This is a genomic window from Polaribacter sp. OB-PA-B3 (assembly GCF_054589375.1).
The window spans coordinates 199,738-219,716 of the sequence record NZ_BAAIIX010000003.1; the positions used below are offsets into that span (position 1 = coordinate 199,738).

Consider the following 19,979-nt stretch of genomic DNA (forward strand, 5'->3'; position numbering starts at 1 on the left):
TTTAGGTGGTTTTTTATATGATTATTTAATCAATTATTACATATAATCCTCTATAGGATTACAAGAACAAATTAAATTTCTATCTCCAAAAGCATCATCTACTCTTCTTACAGTTGGCCAAAATTTATTATCAGCGATATAGTCTAAAGGAAATGCAGCTTGCTTTCTAGTGTATGGTAATTCCCATTCATCTGAAGTTAACATTTCTTGCGTATGAGGTGCATTTTTTAAAGGATTGTTTGCTTCTTCTTTAGAAGCATTTTTAATTTCTTCTCTAATAGAAATCATTGCATCGCAAAAACGATCTAATTCTGCTAAACTTTCAGATTCTGTAGGCTCAATCATCATTGTTCCTCCTACAGGAAAAGAAACTGTTGGTGCATGAAAACCATAATCCATTAAACGTTTTGCTATATCTACCACTTCGATTCCATTTTGTTTAAAATCTCTACAATCAATAATCATTTCATGAGCCGCACGTCCTTTTTCGCCAGTATATAAAGTTTGGTAATGTCCTTCTAAACGCTCTTTAATATAGTTAGCATTTAAGATAGCATTTTTAGTAGAATTAGTTAATCCTTCTGCACCTAACATTGTTATATATCCGTAAGAAATTAAACACGCTAAAGCAGAACCCCAAGGAGCCGCAGAAATTGCTGTAATAGCGCTTTCTCCACCTGTTTTAATTACTGGATTTGTTGGTAAAAACGGAACTAATTGTGGAGCAACACAAATTGGGCCAACCCCAGGACCACCACCACCATGAGGAATGGCAAAAGTTTTATGCAAGTTAAGGTGACAAACATCTGCACCAATTGTAGCAGGATTTGTCAAACCAACTTGAGCGTTCATATTTGCTCCATCCATATAAACTTGTCCACCGTTATCGTGAATAATTTTAGTGATTTCTTTAATCTCTTTTTCATAAACACCATGTGTAGAAGGGTACGTTACCATTAAGGCAGCTAAATTATCTTTATGTAACGTTGCTTTTTCTCTTAAATCTTCTACATCAATGTTACCATTTTCTGCCGTTTTAGTTACAACAACTTTCATACCTGCCATTACAGCAGAAGCAGGGTTTGTACCATGAGCAGAAGCAGGAATTAAACAAATATTTCTATGTGCATCATTGTTTGCTTGGTGATAAGCTCTAATGGTCATTAAACCGGCAAATTCACCTTGCGCACCAGAATTTGGCTGTAAAGATGTACCTGCAAAACCTGTAATAATATTTAATTGATGTTCTAAGTTTTTTAAAACTTCTTGATAACCCTCTGCTTGATTTAATGGAACAAATGGATGTATGTTTCCCCATTGAGGATTACTTAAAGGCAACATTTCTGATGCCGCATTCAGTTTCATTGTACAAGATCCTAAAGAAATCATAGAGTGGTTTAAGGCTAAATCTTTACGCTCTAATTTCTTTATATATCGCATCATATCTGTTTCTGATTGATACGTGTTAAAAACTTCATTTTCTAAGAAAGTGGTATTTCTTGTTAAAGTTTCGTCTAAAATAGTTGTAGCTTCTGGTAAAGATTGTGGTTTTAAATTAAAAGCCTCTTCAAAACAAGAAATGATTCCTTTTAAGGCAGTTTCATCTACAGTTTCATTTATAGAGATAGAAACATGGTTTGTATCTACATAATTAAAGTTTATCTCTTTAGATTCTGCTACGGGTTTTAATTTGTCTGCTTCAACTTCAATTAAAAGTGTATCAAAATAAGATTTATTAAGTTGTTTAAAACCTAAGTTTTCTAAAGCATTTGCTAATATATTTGTGTTTTTATGAACTGTATTTGCAATGTATTGTAAACCATTTTTACCATGATAAACAGCATACATACCAGCCATTACAGCTAATAAAACTTGTGCAGTACAAATATTAGAAGTAGCTCTTTCTCTTTTGATGTGTTGCTCTCTGGTTTGCAATGCCATTCTTAAGGCACGTTTACCATTCATGTCTTTTGTAACACCAATTATTCTACCAGGAATACTTCTTTTGTAAGCTTCTTTTGTAGCAAAATAAGCTGCATGTGGACCACCATAACCCAACGGAATACCGAAACGCTGTGTAGTACCAACAACAACAGATGCACCAAAGTCTCCAGGAGCTTTTAATTTAACTAAAGATAAAATATCAGCAGCAACAGCTATTTTAATATCGTTATTATTCGCTTTTTCAACAAAAGATTCATAATCAAATATTTGACCGAATTTACCAGGATATTGCAATATTGCTCCGAAAAAGTCATCATCAAAATTAAACTCTTCATGATTTCCAACAACTAATTCTATACCAATTGGGGTAGCTCTAGTTTCTAATAAAGAAAGTGTTTGCGGTAAAATTTCATCAGAAACAAAAAATTTATTTGCTTTTGCTTTTTTCTTAGCTCTTTCTCTTACATCAAACAATAAAGCCATTGCTTCTGCGGCAGCTGTAGATTCGTCTAATAAAGAGGCGTTTGCAAGCTCCATACCTGTTAAATCACAAACCATTGTTTGGTAATTTAATAAAGCTTCTAATCTACCTTGCGCAATTTCTGCTTGGTATGGTGTGTAAGCTGTATACCAACCCGGATTTTCTAAAATGTTTCTTTGAATAACACTTGGTACAATTGCTTCGTTATAACCTAAACCTATATAACTTTTAAATACTTTATTTTTTTCTGATAAAGCTTTTATATGTGCTAAGTATTTATACTCGCTCATAGATTCTTCTAAATCTAATTTGCTATTTAAAAGAATGTTATCTGGTACAGTTTCATTAATTAACTGCTCTAAACTATCTGCATTAATAGCTTTTAACATTTTTTCTTGCTCCATTTTATTAGGACCAATATGTCTAAGTTGAAACGAATTTGTATTCATTAATTAAGTTTTGTGAACGATTGATTTCAATCGATTTAGTGTTGTTTTTTAGTCTTCAAAAAAACGTATTTTTTTGACCGCTCAAAAATAGGGATTTAATAAATTATTTTCTAACCGAAAACGTATAAAATGATGTTAATTATTAACTAAAAATTAATGTTATGAACAGAAGTGTTATTTTTGTTTAATGAAGTTTTTTAAAATATTTTTAAATTTTTACCTAAATGCCAGTATTCATGTGGCTTTGGCTGTTTTTTCGCTTGTAAAAATTACTGAACAATATTTTGAACTTTCTGTACATCATAATTTAGCCTTATTTATATTTTTTAGCTCTATAACGGGTTACAATTTTGTAAAATATGCAGGTGTTGCTAAGTTGCATCATAGAAGTTTAACAAAGAACTTAAAGGTAATTCAGATTTTTTCTTTTTTTTGCTTCTTAGCAATGTGTTTTTTCGCATTAAAACTTCAAAAAGATACATTATTATTTACTATTCCTTTTAATCTTTTAACCTTATTGTATGCGGTACCTTTTCTTAGTGGTTTCGATAAAACATTAAGAGAAGTAAGTTATTTAAAAATTATAGTAGTCTCAATTGTGTGGGCAGGTTTTACGGTTTTAATTCCATGTGTAGAAGTAGGTTTTCAATTAAATATTAAACTATATCTATTAATGTTTCAACGGTTTTTAATTGTTATTGTTTTAATACTTCCTTTTGATATTAGAGATGTAAAATATGATGCAATTTCTTTACAAACATTTCCTAAAAAAATAGGAATTCAAAAAACAAAGAGATTAGGTTTATCATTAATGATTATAGCTCTTGTTTTAGAATATGCCATAAATAATAACGGAGTTTCTAGAAACGCCTTTATGATTTTCTTTTTTTTAGTTTTAATTTTCTTGATGCGATCTAAAATTAAGCAATCTAAATACTACAGTTCTTTTTGGGTAGAATCTTTACCCATAATTTGGTGGCTAATTCTTTTAGGATTCTGTAATTTATAAGTTTTTTTTTTAGCTTTTTTATGAACTTTAATATTATTGATGTTAATAACAAAGGATATCATAAAACTTTAATTGGGCTTTCTATTAACCCACTATATTTGTAGATTTACCAAGAATAATTAATCAATATTTTATAATGATTACCACGAAAAGAAACTATATTTTCGATTTTGACAGTACATTAACTAAAGTAGAGGCTTTAGATGTCTTGGCGGAAATTACCTTAACAGACAATCCTAGAAAAGAAGCTATAATTCAAGAAATAATAGATATAACCAATTTAGGTATTGATGGCGAAATTTCTTTTACCGAGTCTTTAGAAAGAAGAATTAAATTATTAAAAGCCAATAAAGCAGATTTAAGTAATTTAGTAGCAGCTTTAAAAAAGCAAGTTTCTAAATCTATAGAAAGTAATAAAGAGTTTTTTGAAAACTTTGCAGACGATATTTATGTAATTTCCTGTGGTTTCAAAGAATTTATAGATCCTATTGTTAAAGAATACAATATTCCTTCTGAACGTGTATATGCAAATACATTTACATTTGCAGAAGATGGAGAGATAATTGGTTTTGATGACGAAAATCCTTTATCAAAACATAACGGAAAAATTCAATGTTTAAAAGACATGAATTTAGACGGAGAAATACAAGTGATTGGCGATGGTTATAGCGATTATGTAACTAGAGAAGCAGGTATTGCTGATAAGTTTTTTGCTTACACAGAAAATGTTTCTAGAGAAAAGACAACAGAAAATGCAGACCATATTGCCCCAAATTTAGATGAATTTTTATACGTAAACGATTTGCCAAGAAATATTAGTTACCCAAAAAACAGAATTAAAATATTATTATTAGAAAACGTACATCCAGATGCTTTTAAAAAGTTATCAAAAGATGGTTTTTCTGTAGAAACTGTATCTAAAAGTTTGTCTGAAGACGAATTGATAGAAAAAATTAAAGATGTACATGTTTTAGGTATTCGATCTAAAACAAATGTTACACAAAAAGTTGTAGATGCAGCAGAAAAGTTGATGGTTGTTAGTGCTTTTTGTATTGGTACAAAACAAATCGATTTAGAAGCTTGTAAAGAAAAAGGAATTGTTGTTTTTAACGCACCTTATAGTAATACACGTTCTGTTGTAGAATTAGCAATAGGAGAAATTATTATGTTAATGCGTAGTGTTTTTCAAAGAAGTACAGAAATTCATAATGGTCAATGGAACAAAACAGCAGAAGGTTCTAAAGAAGTTCGTGGTAAAAAATTAGGTATTGTTGGTTATGGTAATATTGGTAAACAATTATCTGTATTAGCAGAAGCTTTAGGTATGGATGTTTATTATTATGATGTAGAAGATAAATTAGCTTTAGGAAATGCAACGAAAATGAGCACTTTAGAAGAGTTATTGGCAATTTCTGATGTTGTTACTTTACATGTAGATGATAATGCTGCAAATAAAAATTTCTTTGGCGAAAAAGAAATTTCTCAAATGAAAGATGGCGCACATTTAGTAAACTTATCAAGAGGTTTTGTTGTAGATATAGAGGCTTTAGTTACTGCTTTAAAAAGCGGTAAAATTGCAGGTACAGCAGTTGATGTTTATCCGTCAGAACCAAGAAAGAATGGAGAGTTTTATACTGAATTAAAAGGCTTGCCAAATGTTATATTAACTCCGCATGTTGGTGGAAGTACAGAAGAAGCACAAAGAGATATTGCAGATTTTGTACCTAGTAAAATAATGGCGTACATAAACTCTGGTAATACTGTAGACGCCGTAAATTTTCCAAACATTCGTTTACCAAGACAAACAAATGCTCATAGATTTTTACATATTCATAAAAACGTACCTGGTGTAATGGCTAAAATTAATAAGGTTTTAGCAGAATACGAATTAAATATAAACGGTCAATATTTATCTACCGACCCAAAGGTAGGTTATGTAATTACAGATTTAGATAAAGAGTATAACAAAGAAGTTATAGAAGAGTTAAGAAAAATTGAAGGAACAATTAGATTTAGAGTTCTTTATTAATAACAATCAAAATCAAAATCACAATCAACACAACAAAAAAGCCTTTCAATTTTATATCGAAAGGCTTTTTAAAATTTAAACTATTTTTTAATATTTTAATTTCTCTTTAAGATTGATAATCTCTTTATCTTTTATTCCTAAATAACGTTTGCTTCCTAAGTACCTTTTTTTATTAAATAGGTCAAAATTAGGTTGTAAAGAATCCATAGAACTTATATGTACATTGCCAGATGCATGAATAAATTCTTGCTTATTATTACCCAACCAAATACCAACATGTACAACCCGTCTTTTTTTAGTTTCTGTAGCTTCAGTTCCAAAAAAGAGTAAGTCGCCTTTTTCTAGATTCTCGAAATTTAGTTTTTCGTCAACTTCTTTACCTGCATTAATTTGTTGTGAAGCATCTCTAGGAATTACATAACCATTCATTAAATACACCATTTTAGTAAAACCACTACAATCAATTCCTTTAGAAGAAGTTCCGCCCCATAAATAAGGGAAACCTTCTAGGTTTTTTGCAACTTTTTCTACATTTTCTTTTGACGGTTGCAGGTTTGTTAACCAATTTTCATAAACAACAGCTTCACTTTTTTTAATAAATCCGGTTCTATTATCAGGATATTTAACTTCATAGAAAGTAGCATCTTCAGAAAGGTATTTTAAAAGTCCGCCCAAAGTAATATCAGAAATAATTTCAGCATTTTTATTTTTAGAGGCATAAACGTAGCCAAAATTCTTTGTAAAAATTATTTTTTTAGAGGCGTTCCAAGTATCAAATTCACCTTTATTCATTTTCTGAATACCACCTTTATCAACCCAAGAAATATAATTATCGGGTGTTTGAATTCTGTAGAAATCACCTTCTTTATCTAAAATTTTTAAAGACATGCCCAATAAACCCTGCGTACCTAATTCTGCAGAATGTTTTGGCGCAGATCTAATATTGATAACAGAATTTCTTGCTACGGCAAACATTTTGTTACCTACAACAGTATCTGGTAAAACACGTATATTATTTATATAAGAAACATCTAAAGATGTTAAACTATCTACTAATTTTTGATAAGCCTCTTTAGAATTTGTCATTCCTGTGGCTATTATTTTATTATCAGAATTATCAAAACTAATATCAAAAATTGCGACTCTTTTATCAGGAGCGTATTGTGCTTTAATACTTTTACTAACACCTTCTAGACCTGTAACCAAAAGTGCGTTTTTGCCACTGCAGGAAACAATAAGAATACCAATAAATATAAACAGAGTTTTATAAAATTTCATTGTAAATTTTTGATTAAAAATAAAAAATAAAGGTAGTAATTTATTCAGATTAATTTAATTCTAAAATTAGATTGTTTTATATTTGAAGACACTCATTTTTTTATAATTGATGAAATATCAAAACAACTTAGCATTTGCAAAAGAGCAAGATAAAGAAGACAAACTTTCTTATTTACGCAATCGATTTCTTATACCAAAAGATAAAAATGGTAATAACTGGCTTTATTTTACAGGGAATTCATTGGGTTTACAACCAAAATCTACCAAAGAATACATTAATCAAGAGTTAGAAGATTGGGCAAATTTAGGAGTAGAAGGGCATTTTGAGGCAAAGAATCCGTGGTTAAATTATCATGAATTGCTAACAGATAAAATGGCTAAAATTGTTGGGGCAAAACCAGTAGAGGTAGTTGTAATGAACACGCTTACTACAAATTTACATTTGCTAATGGTTTCATTTTATAAACCAACAAAATCAAAATATAAAATTGTTATAGAATCAGATGCATTTCCTTCAGATAGATATGCTGTGCAATCGCAATTAAAATTTCATGGTTTTTCTGAAGAAGATGTTATAGAATGGAAACCAAGAAAAGGAGAAGAATTATTAAATATAGCCGATTTAGAAACTATTGTTGAAGAACAAGGAGATGAAATTGCTTTGTTACTAATTGGTGGTGTAAATTATTATACAGGTCAGTTTTTAGATTTGAAAAGAATTGCAGAAATTGGACATGCAAAAAATTGTGTTGTAGGAATAGATTTAGCGCACGGAGCAGGAAATATTTCTCCTGATTTACATAACTCTGGTGTAGATTTTGCCGCTTGGTGTACCTATAAATATTTAAATTCTGGTCCAGGAAGTTTAGCAGGTTTATTTGTGCACGAAAAACATGCTAAAAATAAAGATTTACCTCGTTTTGCAGGTTGGTGGAATCATAACAAAGCAACACGTTTTAACATGCGTCAGCCTTTTGATGTAATGGAAGGTGCAGAAGGTTGGCAATTATCAAATCCGCCAATATTATCTATGGCAGCCATAAAAGCATCTTTAGATATGTTTGATGAGGTTGGAATGGAAGTTTTACGAGAAAAATCAGAAAAACTAACAGGTTATTTCGAGTTTTTAATTAATGAAATTAATTCTGACGATATTAAAATTATTACACCCATAAATCCTAAAGAAAGAGGTTGTCAATTATCTATACAAGTTAAAAATGCTGATAAAAGTTTACATAAAAAATTAACAGAAAATAATATTATTACAGATTGGAGAGAGCCAGATGTTATACGTTGTGCACCAACACCAATGTATAATTCTTTTGAAGATGTTTTTAGAATGGTAACTATATTAAAAGGACTGTTGTAATATGAATATGCTTAACAAACATATTAAAGGAGAAGATATTCTAGTTAAAATAAAAACTAAAAGTGATATTGGTTTTTGGCAATATCAAGTATTAGGTATTTTAAGTTTATTTATGGAAAAAAGTAACGATTATTTTATAATTACTGATAAAAGAATTTTAGTTTCCATAAAAGAAAACATAAAAGTTAATTTTATATATAAAGATTTTTCTAAAATAAAATTCAATACAAAAACGGATCTATTAAGTTTTGTAAATCAAGATAATCAGATAGAAAAAATATCATTGTCTAAGTTAAAATTAGAATATGATGATTATCAATTTTTAAAGGATAAATTAAATTAGAGCAATAGATATATGATGAAAGAAAATGTTTTAATTATTGGTGCAGGTTTATGCGGAAGTTTATTAGCATTAAGACTAGCACAAAGAGGTTTTAAAGTAGAGGTTTTTGAAAGCAGACCAGATTTAAGAACAGTAGATATTTCTGCCGGAAGATCTATAAATTTAGCATTATCAGACAGAGGTTTAAAAGCATTACGTTTATGCGGAATGGAAGAAAAAGCTAGAGAAATCTGTATACCAATGTATGGTAGGTTAATGCACGACAGAGAAGGAAATACATTTTCTTCTAATTATTCAGGAAGAGAAAACGAATACATAAACTCTATTTCTAGAGGAGATTTAAATGCAATTTTATTAGATGAAGCAGAAAAGCATGAAAATGTTATCATTCACTTTAATAAAAAATGTAAAAATGTAGATATAGAAAATAATATTGCTCATTTTAAAGATTACAAAACTCAAGAAGAATTTTCTGTAGAATCAGCAGTTATTTTTGGTGCAGATGGCGCAGGTTCTTCTTTAAGAAAAAGCTACATCTCAGAACGAAAATTCTTGTTTAGCTATTCTCAAAACTATCTAAATCATGGTTATAAAGAATTAGAAATTCCTGCAGATTCATCTGGAAAGCATCAAATAAGCAAAGCACATTTACATATTTGGCCTCGTGGAGATTTTATGTTAATTGCTCTACCAAATATGGATGGCAGTTTTACAGTAACTTTATTTTTAAGTTATGACGAAGGCGAATTTAATTTCGAGAATTTAATATCAGAAGAAAAAATAACCGAGTTTTTCGAGAAAGAATTCCCAGATGCTTTGGCACTAATACCAAATATTAAACAAGAATTTATAAACAACCCAACTGGCCCTTTAGGAACTATAAAATGTTCGCCTTGGAGTTATAAAAATAAAACATTGTTAATTGGCGATTCTTCTCATGCAATTGTGCCGTTTTACGGACAAGGAATGAATGCCTCCTTTGAAGATGTTTTTGTGTTAGATGAAATTTTAAATCAAGATTTAGGCGATTGGGAAACAGTTTTTAAAACTTATCAAAAGGCAAGAAAAAAAGACACAGATGCCATTGCAGACTTGGCTATAGATAATTTTCACGAGATGAAAGACCATGTTGCAAATCCGCTTTTTAAAGAAAAAAGAAAAATAGAAATGGATTTGGAAAAAACGTTTCCAACACAATATTCTTCTAAATATTCTTTAGTAACTTTTAATGAAAATATAGGTTATAATGAAGCCATGAAAAGAGGTAGAGCGCAAGATAAAGCATTGTTAAATTTAATTGCAGACGATACAATTCATACGCATTTAGATATGACAAAAGAAGAATTAAAAGTTATTCTAGAGAAAGTTATAATAGAAACAAATACTATTTTACAAGAAGATAAAATTGCAGGAATGTAATTTTTTTGAAGCTATTCCTGCTTTTCGCACTCGCTTTTTTTATTCAGAAAAGAATAAAAAAGAGCTCAAACAAATGCTACAATCAGGGCTAAACCAATTCATATAAGCAATTAATTAGAAATAATAAATAGCACTTTTATAAAGTAAATGAAAAAATATATTGTTTTATTAAGAGGAATTAATGTGTCAGGAAGAAACAAAATTCCAATGGCAGAACTTCGTGATTTATTAAACAATTTAGGTTTTAAAAATGTACAAACATATATTCAAAGCGGAAACATTATTTTAGAATCAATAGAAGGTAAATCTATAACTTGTAATAAAATTAAAGAAGGAATTCAAACCAAATTTGGTTTAGATATTCCTGTAATTGCAAGAACAATTCCCGAATGGAAAAAAGCAATTGCTAAATACCCTTTTCCAACAGACAACACCAAAATAGTTGCGTTTGTTTTCTTAAACAGAAAAGTATATGAAACAAAAATTGAAGTAAAAGATTCTAGTAACGATAAATATTTAATAGATAATGATATGGTTTATATTTATTGTGAAACAGGTTTTGCAAAAACAAAACTATCTAATCATTTATTCGAAAGAAAATTGAATGTTACCGCAACAACTAGAAATTATAATACAATATTAAAATTATTAGAACTGTCAAAATAAAAGAATATGTTAGAAAAAAAAGTAACACCAAGAGGCGCTTATCCACATGTAAAAGTTGTTGGAGATTTTATTTTCGTTTCAGGAACAAGTTCTAGAAGAGCAGATAATTCTATAGCAGGAGTAGATATTATAGACGAAATGGGAACAAAATATTTAAATGCAGAAACACAAACAAGAGAAGTTTTAAAAAATATTGATAAAAATTTACAAACTGTTGGCGCAAGTATAAAAGATGTAGTTGATGTTTCTACCTTTTTAGTAAATATGAATGATTTTGCAGGCTATAATAAAGCATATGCAGAATTTTTTGATAAAGAAACTGGCCCTACAAGAACCACAGTTGCAGTGCATCAATTACCACATCCAGATTTAGTGGTAGAGATTAAAGTAACGGCTTATAAAAAACAATAGATGTTTAAATTAAAAACAAGTCTCAATATAAGAAAGTTCGCTTTTTGTTTTTTAATAATTAGCTTTTACTCTTGTAAACCAAAAACTGCGCTTCCTGATCCTTTAGAAGCAGGCTGGAAAGGAAAAAAGGTTTGTGAAGTTTTGCAAGATAGTGCAGAGTTAAGAGTGTTAAAATGTACGTTTGCTCCTGGAGTTGGTCACGAAGAACATTACCATAAAAAACACTTTGGCTATACGCTTGTTGGAAGTAAGTTTAAAATAAAAGACGCTAAAGGAGTAAGAGAGGTAGATGTACCAACAGGGTATAGTTTTTCAAATGAAGAAAGAACATCGCACGAAGTGTTAAATATTGGTAATGAAACTGCCGTATTTTTAATTATTGAACCTAAATAGATTTAAATATATATTGAAAATCCAAAACTACATAAACGGAAAATTTGAAGATCCAATAAAGGGAGGATATATTGATAACTACAATCCATCAATAGGAGAAATCTACGGACAAATTCCAAATTCTTCGAAAGAAGATGTAGAAAAAGCTTTTGAAGCTGCGGCAAATGCATTTCCTAGTTGGTCTAACACAACATTAGCAACAAGAAGTAAAATCTTGTCTAAAATTGCAGAATTAATAAAAGGAAAATTAGATTTTTTAGCAGAAGCAGAATCTAAAGATAATGGTAAGCCAATTAGTTTAGCAAAAGCAATAGATATACCAAGAGCTGCAGCAAATTTTCAGTTTTATGCAAATGCAATAACACAGTTTTCATCTGAAGCACATGAAAGTGTTGGTTTAAATGCAGTGAATTTTACTTTACGACAACCAATAGGAGTAGTCGGTTGTATTTCTCCATGGAATTTACCATTGTATTTATTCACATGGAAAATTGCACCTGCAATTGCAGCAGGAAATTGTGTGGTTGCAAAACCAAGTGAAATTACGCCAATGACAGCGTATTTATTAGGCGAAATTTGTAACGAAGCTGGTCTACCAAAAGGCGTTTTAAATATTGTACACGGTTTAGGAACTTCAACAGGGCAAGCAATTGTAGAACATCCGAATATAAAAGCGATTTCATTTACTGGAGGAACTAAAACAGGAGCTCATATTGCTAGAGTTGCGGCACCAATGTTTAAAAAGTTATCTTTAGAATTAGGAGGAAAAAATCCAAATATCATTTTTGCAGATTGCGATTATGAGAAGATGTTAGAAACTACAGTTCGCTCTTCATTTGCAAATCAAGGTCAAATTTGTTTATGCGGAAGTAGAATTTTAGTAGAAGAAAAAATTTACGAGAAGTTTAAGAAAGATTTTATTAAAAAAGTATCTAAATTAAAAGTCGGAAATCCATCTGAAGAAAACACAGATATTGGCGCTTTGGTTTCGAGAGAACATTTAGAAAAAGTAAAAAGTTATATTGATATTGCTGAACAAGAAAACGCAAAAATTCTTTTTGGCGGAAATAAAGTTGAAATAAAAAATTTCGAAAATGGTTATTATTTGCAACCCACAATTATTGAGGTTGCAGACAATAATTGCAGATTGAATCAAGAAGAAGTTTTTGGTCCTGTTGTAACAATTATGTCATTTAAAACAGATGAAGAAGCACTGTATTTAGCTAATGATGTAAAATATGGATTATCTGCTACTATATGGACAAATAATTTAAACAGAACCATGCAGTTTTCTAAACAATTACACACAGGAATTGTTTGGGTAAATACTTGGTTAATGAGGGATTTAAGAACACCTTTTGGTGGCGCAAAAGACAGTGGAGTAGGAAGAGAAGGAGGCTTTGAAGCATTGCGTTTTTTTACAGAGCCAAAAAACGTTTGTATTAGTTATGAATAAAGAAATACGAGAAAAAATAATAGAAGTTTGTAATGATAAAATTGCTAAAAAAGGAGAAAATGTAGGTTTGTCTTTCTATGCATTTTTCAAAAATAAAAATGAGAATCCGAAATTGTTAATGGAAGTTGCAACTTGGTGGATTAAAACACACGAATTAGATCATTTTGAAAAAGCTGTGAAGATTAAACAAATGATTATTGAAAATAAATAAGTAAGAAATGAACCTAAATATACAAAATAAAAACGCTTTAGTTTGTGGTAGTACACAAGGAATAGGAAAAGCAACTGCATTTGCATTAGCAAAAGAAGGAGTAAATATTACGCTTGTTGCTAGAAATGAAGAAAAATTAAAAGCTGTTTTATCAGAATTACCAAATAACAATCAGAATCATAATTATTTGGTGGCAGATTTTTCTAAACCAGAAGAGTTGCAAAAAGCATTAGATACATCAGATTTAAAATTTCATATTTTAGTGAATAATACTGGTGGTCCAAAAGGAGGCGAATTATTATCTGCAACTTCTACAGAGTTAATATACGCATTTCAAATGCATATTGTTTGCAATCAAATTTTGGTGCAAGCAGTTGTTCCATTTATGAAATCAGAAAAATTTGGAAGAATTATTAATATAATTTCAACATCTGTAAAAGAACCAATTCCTGGTTTAGGAGTTTCTAATACCATAAGAAATGCAGTTGGTAATTGGGCAAAAACGTTGGCTACAGAATTAGGGCAATTTAAAATTACAGTAAATAATGTGTTGCCTGGTTTTACAGATACTGCACGTTTAGATCAAATTATTACTATGAAGGCTAACCAAGCAAATACAACTGAAGTAAATATTGTGAATCAGTTAAAAAGTTATGTGCCTGCAAGTCGTTTTGCAAAACCAGAAGAAACAGCCGCTGCAATAACTTTTTTAGCTAGTGAACAAGCAGGTTATATAAACGGAATTAATTTGCCTGTTGATGGTGGAAGAACTAAATCTTTGTAAATTTATACAGAATCTTGCGTTAGGGATTGAAGCGACATCCTTTTATGAAGAATGAATAAAAGATACAGCGAAAAGCCCGACCTTTAGGGAACGCCAAAATAGTTATAAGAAGCTATTTCCTGCTTTTCACTATATCTTTTTTCAGAAAAAGAAAAAAGGATGCCGTTTCAATCAGGGCTAAACTTGTTTGCAGAATTTAGTAATTAAAAGCAAACAAAAAGAGATTTTAAAAAAACATTAAAAATTAGTAATTTTAAAGTCAAACAATCAATACATCCAATAATCTAAAAATCAATAAAATGAATTTAGTACAACCTATAAATTTTAAAAAATGGATTGATGAACATCGTCATTTATTAAAACCACCTGTTGGTAATAAACAAGTTTGGGATAATGGCGAATATATAGTAATGGTTGTTGGTGGGCCAAATAATAGAAAAGACTATCATTACAACGAAACTCCAGAGTTTTTCTATCAATTAGAAGGAGATATGATTTTAAAAATTATAGATTCTGATGGAAAACAAATTGATGTTGAAATTAATGAAGGTGATATTTATTTATTACCAGGTAAAGTTCCACATTCACCACAAAGAAAAGAAAATACTGTTGGTTTGGTTATAGAATATCCGCGTTCTGAAGGAATGTTAGATGCTTTAGAATGGTATTGCGAAAATTGTGGAAACCAATTGTATAGAGAAGAATTTCCTTTGGATAATATTGAGACTGATATGCCAATAATTTTCGATAAATACTATTCTGATAAAGAAAAATGTACCTGTAGTAATTGTGGTACTGTAATGCAACCACCAAATAAAATATAGTAAATGAAACGCAAATTACGTATTAACGGTCATTCTCATTTATTACCTTACCCAGAAGAAATTCCTGAATTTATGAAGGAAAAGGAAATTTTTTGGGTAGATGATGAGCGTAAACATATGTTACAAAAAGGTTGGCGAAGACCCGTAACAGATTCTAGTTTTTTCTTAGACGAGAAACTACTTTGGATGGAGAAAAATAAGATAGATCATGCGGTTGTTTTAAATCTCTCTCAATTATATGGTAATGGTTTGCGTTTAGAAGAAATGAAAAAAGCGTTGCGTTTTCAAAACGATTTTAACGCAAAAGTACAAAGAGAGCATCCTTCTAAATTTACTTGCGGATTTGTAGTACACCCAGGATTTATATACGGAGCTTTAGATGAAATGAAACGTTGTGTAGAAGAATTAGATTTAAAAGTTTTGTGTTTACCAACACATTTTATGGATTCTATTGGGCAATGGCGTTGTGTTTTTGATGAAGAAAACGATCGAATTTTCGAGTTAGCAGATAAATACAAACTGGCAATAGAAATTCATCCTTATGATGGTGATAAGATGATTAAATTAGAAAACACAAATTGGCGTTTTCATTTAATTTGGATGCTGGCACAATGTGGAGATGCTTATCATTTCTATACTTTAAATGGTATGCAAGAACGTTTTAAAAATATTAGAACTTGTTTTGCTCATGGTGGGCAATTGGCACAAATGAATTTGGGTAGAAGAATTCAAGGTTTTGACGGAAGACCAGATTTGTTCGAAGGCAAAACGCATCCTAGAAAAGCAGTAGGGCATAAAAACATATTTTTTGATACACTTGTACACGATACAGATTCTCTTAAGTTAATGTTTAAAAGACAAGGAACTAATCAAGTTTTAATGGGCTTAGACGATCCTTATCCTTTAGGTGAAATGGAAAGTGATAAACAATCATCATATCCTGGTAAAATATTAGATTTAGCAATAGAACAAGAAATAATCTCTGAAAGTGAAAAAGAAGAAATTTGGGAAGACAATGTTTTACAATGGCTTTTTGGAGACAATGAAAAAGCGAAACAAGACTTAATAAATAAAATAATAGGGTAATGTCTAAATGGTTACTTAGAAAAGCTTCTGGATCTAGAGCTAAGTTTAAAGAAACCGGAGATTTTTCGAGTAGAAGAGGAGGTAAGTATTCAAATTTAGAAGATTTACCTACAAAAGAATCTATGCAAGGTAAAAACTCTAAAAAAACATATTTAGATACAACTTTGGTGAATAGGTGGTTACAATCTAAAATAAACCAAGATTTTGATGAGGTTTATTCGGAGTTTTTAACTCGTATTCAACCAAAATATTTAGATGCTTACAGACACTGTATTTATGAGTATTTAGAGCCCAAAAAGTCTGTAGTAATTGAAGGAAAAACTATTTATGGCACTTTTTATGATGCAAAAATAAAATTACCAAACGGTAAAAAGAAATTGTATGTAGACCCAGAATCTAATAAAATTAAAAAGGCATAAAAAAAACTTGAGATAATTCTCAAGTTTTTTTATTTTCAATAAAAAATTATCTTATTCACATTGTTTTAAAACTTCTTCCGCTCTATTTTGCATAAACTTCGGATAAAATTCAATTTCAATTTTTTCTTTTTTTCCCAATTCAATTGCTCTTTTAATTTCTGAACAATATGGCTTTGTAGATTTGCCAAAATATTTTGCAGTTCCCATATTCCATTCTGCATTTCCTAAAATTACCCTTGGGTTATTTGGCGCAATTTGTAGTGCTTTAGCATATAGTTGATTTGTTTTACCAGATAAAGTCATTCCGTATTTTTGACCATCAAAAGCTATATAACCTAAATTTAAAAATGCCTGTGTAATTAATATTTCTGGGTTGTTTTCTGAGTTTGCTTTTGCAATATCTAAAAATTCTTGTGCTTTTGTTAATTTAGCTTTTAAAGCTGTTTCATCTTTTAAACCAAAACTACTTAATATTTCTACGGTTGCAGTGTAATATGCCGGCAACCATTTTGTAGGTTCTGCTTTAGAAATTCTTTCAAATAATTGAGAGCTTTCTGTCATTTTACCTTGTTCCCAAAGAGAAAACGCTTTTTGCATTCCTTTTTGGTATTTTGTTTGTGCGGCAATTCCTGTCGCAATGAAAATTGCGATAATTAAAATAGATTTTTTCATTTTAAAAAAGTTTTTGTGGTTTGGTTAATTTTTAGATTTCGATGTGTATTGTTTTATCTTCAGAAAGTATAAATTTTGCATCGCTGTATTTTGGTGGTCCCATAAATCCTGTAGCGTTATTAGAGCAACCATAATCCTCTTTTGGTATTCCTAAAAAATTGGTATCCATTTTTTTATTATTATTTTCATCATGTACAAAAGAAACGGCATATTCTCCTTTTGGCAAATCTTTAAAAATAACTACAGATTTTTTGTTTTTTATTTTAGCAAGACTTCCTTTAAATTGTTTCTTTAGAAAAAGTTCTTTCTTATTGTAAAGTCCTACCATTAAAGTTCCCTTATCAGAATTTAAACCAGAAATATTAATAGTTAAATTTACTGTTGTTTCTTGTGCTTTTGTAGTTGATAAACCAGTAAAAAGAAGCACGATTATTACAAGAATGTTTTTCATAATGTTTTTTTAATTTGTTTAATACTGTAAATATCGAATGTTTTTTCTACTTTAAAACAAGAAACATACCGAATTGTTGTTTTTAATAACCGAATTGTAATTTTTATAAATTATCTAATTGATTTGTATTTTTGTTATTACTAATAGTCCAGAAGAAACCTACAAAAAAGAAACGATCTGTATTTGGTATAATTGCTTGCCTGTTAAAGTTTCCGTTTGGTTCTGGTGTGTTTTTGTAATTATAACCAAATACATTTTGAGTACCTAGAACATTGTTTACAGAAAAGTAAAGTATCTTTTGTTGATCTATTAAGTACGCCCAGTTTACACTTAAAGAGTTGTAGTTTTTTGTTTTGTTATTAAGAAAACCAATTTCATTAGGGTTTGTATAATTTCTGCCAGAAGCAAAATTGTAAGTAAAACCAAGTTGACTTTTCCAGCTTTCTACCCAATGTTTTGCTACTAAAGACAAATTATGTTTAGATGCAAAACTTGGTGTAGCCGCTGTTGGATAATTTCTATAATCTCTTTCTGTATCTAAATAAGAGTATGAAACCCAATAATCTGTATTTTTAATTTTTCTGTTTTGTCGCCAAAATACATCAAAACCTTTGGCGTAACCATTACCGTTATTGTTATAATTGCTAGAAAATGTTGCTGTATTTCCATCGAATTTAACAAGATTATTATAGTCTTTTAAATATGCTTCAATTCTAAATATTTGTCCTTGTTTTGTAGCTTGATAGTTGGCAATTAAATGCGATGTGTTTTCTGCTTTAAAATTTTGACTGAATTTTAAATAATCATTTTTTGGGTTTTGGTAAAACTGTCCGTAGGCTAAAGAAAATTGAGAGTTGTTGCTTATTTTATGCGCCACAGAAATTCTAGGAGAAACGGTAAATTGATTTAAAAGCTCAGAATTTTCTAATCTCAACCCAACTTTTGCAGCTAAACTTTTAGAAAAGAATATGTCTGTTTCTACAAAAGATGCAAAAATATTATTGTCAAAATCAAATTCATAAAGATTGTTAGTGTTAGAAATGTAATCTTCATTAAAATTTGTAATAAAATACTCAGATCCAAAACTTAATTTAAAACGATTAGAAAACCTTTTTCTTAATTTCAACTTAACATGCATAGAGTTTTCATTGTCTAAAACTGTATCATCAAAAATGTTTACATCAGAATAATCGTTGGTAAAACTTAACCCAGTTTCTAGTCTCCAATTGTTTTCAAATTTATTTTTATACGAAGCATTAAAGTATAAGTTTCTGTTTTTTAGTCCAAATTGAAATCCGTTTTCGAAGTTTATATCCTCTTGAATTAAATCGAAAGTAGTATAACTAAAAGCGCCATATAATTTTAGTAAAGATTCATTTTTAAACTTATGTCTGTATACCATTTCTCCGCTTAAAGATTGCACAGGCTTATTCCAAGTATTTCTGTCTGGAAAAGCTTCTTGATAAGGAGCTAAATTTATATAAGAAGCGTTTATGCTAAAAGAATTACTACCCCAAATTTGTGTGTTACCAACACCTAAACCCAATGTCATAAAAGATAAATCGGTTTTTTCTTCTATAGGTTCATCAATAGTATTTAATTGTAAAACACTAGACAGAGCTTGTCCGTATTCCGCTGAATATCCTCCTGTAGAAAAAGAGATTCCTTTAAATAAAAACGGAGAAAATCTACCTCTGGTAGGAATGTTTCTAGCCGCCGGAGCATATGGTGTAAATACACGCATTCCGTCTATAAAAATCTGAGTTTCTTCTGCTTCGCCACCACGCACAAATAATCTTCCATCTTCATCTACGGTAGAGGTGCCAGGTAAAGTTTGTAAAGCTCCCATAACATCGCCCAAAGCACTGGCAGTTGTAACAATATCTAACGGTTTTAATACAGTAACTTTTGCTTTTTCTCCGGCTTCAAAAGTTCCGGCATTAATTACAACAGCATCTAGCGAATTTACATCTTCTCTTAGTTTTACCTTTAAATTTTTTAACGAAGTAACATTAGCAGTTTTAATAAATGTTTCAAAGGAAATATAAGAAATAACAATTGTTTGGTTTCCTTTTTCTGATGTAAGGAAAGAAAACTCTCCTTTTTCATTGGTAGAAGAACCGTCATAAGTTCCATCTAAATACACATTAGCGCCTTCAATAGGAATGTTTTTAGAATCTGTAACTTTACCAGAAATGGTTGTTTGGGCAAATAATGATATTTGACTAATTATAAGTAGTAAAAATAATATGCGTTTCATCTGTTTGGTTTTTTTTGATGATACA

General features: G+C 29.9%; 19 protein-coding genes. 14 read left to right on the forward strand and 5 right to left on the reverse strand.

Annotation, left to right across the window (positions count from 1 at the left end; genetic code table 11):
• Positions 1 to 36 precede the first annotated feature (36 nt).
• On the reverse strand, positions 37 to 2,874 hold the full coding sequence (gcvP, locus tag ACYPV9_RS08060) for an aminomethyl-transferring glycine dehydrogenase (RefSeq protein ID WP_459742876.1): 2,838 nt from the start codon (positions 2,872 to 2,874) through the stop codon (positions 37 to 39).
• A 187-nt stretch (positions 2,875 to 3,061) separates the two neighbouring features.
• On the opposite strand from gcvP, the gene ACYPV9_RS08065 reads away from it, so the two are divergent.
• Both ACYPV9_RS08065 and serA read left to right on the forward strand, forming a co-directional pair.
• Positions 3,062 to 3,883, forward strand: a complete 822-nt coding sequence (locus ACYPV9_RS08065; protein WP_459742878.1) for a UbiA prenyltransferase family protein — start codon at positions 3,062 to 3,064, stop codon at positions 3,881 to 3,883.
• Positions 3,884 to 4,019: 136 nt separating this feature from the next.
• Positions 4,020 to 5,912, forward strand: a complete 1,893-nt coding sequence (serA, locus tag ACYPV9_RS08070; RefSeq protein ID WP_299064908.1) for a phosphoglycerate dehydrogenase — start codon at positions 4,020 to 4,022, stop codon at positions 5,910 to 5,912.
• An 87-nt stretch (positions 5,913 to 5,999) separates the two neighbouring features.
• Here the strand turns inward: serA and ACYPV9_RS08075 are convergent, their stop codons facing one another.
• Entirely contained in the window at positions 6,000 to 7,190 is a 1,191-nt protein-coding gene (locus ACYPV9_RS08075) for an NlpC/P60 family protein (protein ID WP_459742881.1), read from the reverse strand.
• Positions 7,191 to 7,299: 109 nt separating this feature from the next.
• Between ACYPV9_RS08075 and kynU the strand changes: the two genes are divergently transcribed.
• The 12 genes from kynU (at position 7,300) to ACYPV9_RS08135 (ending at position 16,571) form a co-directional block, all read left to right on the forward strand.
• Positions 7,300 to 8,559 (forward strand): kynureninase, encoded by a 1,260-nt coding sequence (gene kynU / locus ACYPV9_RS08080; protein ID WP_459742883.1) that lies wholly within the window; start codon positions 7,300 to 7,302, stop codon positions 8,557 to 8,559.
• 1 nt (position 8,560) lies between these two features.
• Positions 8,561 to 8,902, forward strand: a complete 342-nt coding sequence (locus tag ACYPV9_RS08085) for a hypothetical protein (RefSeq protein WP_459742885.1) — start codon at positions 8,561 to 8,563, stop codon at positions 8,900 to 8,902.
• Between the two features lie 12 nt (positions 8,903 to 8,914).
• Complete coding sequence (locus tag ACYPV9_RS08090; RefSeq protein ID WP_459742887.1) at positions 8,915 to 10,321, forward strand: FAD-dependent oxidoreductase; 1,407 nt, start codon at positions 8,915 to 8,917, stop codon at positions 10,319 to 10,321.
• A 147-nt stretch (positions 10,322 to 10,468) separates the two neighbouring features.
• Positions 10,469 to 10,987, forward strand: coding sequence for a DUF1697 domain-containing protein (locus ACYPV9_RS08095; protein WP_459742889.1), 519 nt, complete (start codon positions 10,469 to 10,471; stop codon positions 10,985 to 10,987).
• Positions 10,988 to 10,993: 6 nt separating this feature from the next.
• Positions 10,994 to 11,398 carry a RidA family protein gene (locus ACYPV9_RS08100; protein WP_299064914.1) on the forward strand — a complete coding sequence of 135 codons (405 nt, stop codon included), beginning with the start codon at positions 10,994 to 10,996 and terminating at the stop codon, positions 11,396 to 11,398.
• Complete coding sequence (locus ACYPV9_RS08105) at positions 11,399 to 11,791, forward strand: cupin domain-containing protein (protein WP_299064915.1); 393 nt, start codon at positions 11,399 to 11,401, stop codon at positions 11,789 to 11,791.
• A 13-nt stretch (positions 11,792 to 11,804) separates the two neighbouring features.
• A complete protein-coding gene (locus tag ACYPV9_RS08110) occupies positions 11,805 to 13,247 on the forward strand; it encodes an aldehyde dehydrogenase (RefSeq protein WP_459742892.1) in 1,443 nt (480 codons plus the stop codon).
• On the forward strand, positions 13,240 to 13,458 hold the full coding sequence (locus tag ACYPV9_RS08115; protein ID WP_459742894.1) for a DUF6500 family protein: 219 nt from the start codon (positions 13,240 to 13,242) through the stop codon (positions 13,456 to 13,458). Before ACYPV9_RS08110 ends, ACYPV9_RS08115 begins: the two co-directional genes overlap by 8 nt.
• A 7-nt stretch (positions 13,459 to 13,465) precedes the next feature.
• On the forward strand, positions 13,466 to 14,242 hold the full coding sequence (locus ACYPV9_RS08120) for an SDR family oxidoreductase (RefSeq protein WP_459742896.1): 777 nt from the start codon (positions 13,466 to 13,468) through the stop codon (positions 14,240 to 14,242).
• 299 nt (positions 14,243 to 14,541) lie between these two features.
• A complete protein-coding gene (locus ACYPV9_RS08125; RefSeq protein ID WP_459742898.1) occupies positions 14,542 to 15,066 on the forward strand; it encodes a 3-hydroxyanthranilate 3,4-dioxygenase in 525 nt (174 codons plus the stop codon).
• A gap of 3 nt (positions 15,067 to 15,069) precedes the next feature.
• Positions 15,070 to 16,152: an amidohydrolase family protein gene (locus ACYPV9_RS08130; RefSeq protein WP_299064920.1), complete on the forward strand. Its 1,083-nt coding sequence runs from the start codon at positions 15,070 to 15,072 to the stop codon at positions 16,150 to 16,152.
• Entirely contained in the window at positions 16,152 to 16,571 is a 420-nt protein-coding gene (locus ACYPV9_RS08135) for a hypothetical protein (RefSeq protein WP_299064921.1), read from the forward strand. Before ACYPV9_RS08130 ends, ACYPV9_RS08135 begins: the two co-directional genes overlap by 1 nt.
• 51 nt (positions 16,572 to 16,622) lie before the next feature.
• Here ACYPV9_RS08135 and ACYPV9_RS08140 read toward each other — a convergent pair whose 3' ends face one another.
• The 3 genes from ACYPV9_RS08140 to ACYPV9_RS08150 all read right to left on the reverse strand — a co-directional run bounded on the left by ACYPV9_RS08140 (position 16,623) and on the right by ACYPV9_RS08150 (position 19,954).
• Positions 16,623 to 17,243 (reverse strand): hypothetical protein, encoded by a 621-nt coding sequence (locus ACYPV9_RS08140; protein ID WP_299064922.1) that lies wholly within the window; start codon positions 17,241 to 17,243, stop codon positions 16,623 to 16,625.
• 31 nt (positions 17,244 to 17,274) lie between these two features.
• Complete coding sequence (locus ACYPV9_RS08145; RefSeq protein WP_459742902.1) at positions 17,275 to 17,694, reverse strand: DUF2141 domain-containing protein; 420 nt, start codon at positions 17,692 to 17,694, stop codon at positions 17,275 to 17,277.
• Positions 17,695 to 17,797: 103 nt separating this feature from the next.
• Positions 17,798 to 19,954: a TonB-dependent receptor gene (locus ACYPV9_RS08150; RefSeq protein WP_459742904.1), complete on the reverse strand. Its 2,157-nt coding sequence runs from the start codon at positions 19,952 to 19,954 to the stop codon at positions 17,798 to 17,800.
• Positions 19,955 to 19,979 lie beyond the last annotated feature (25 nt).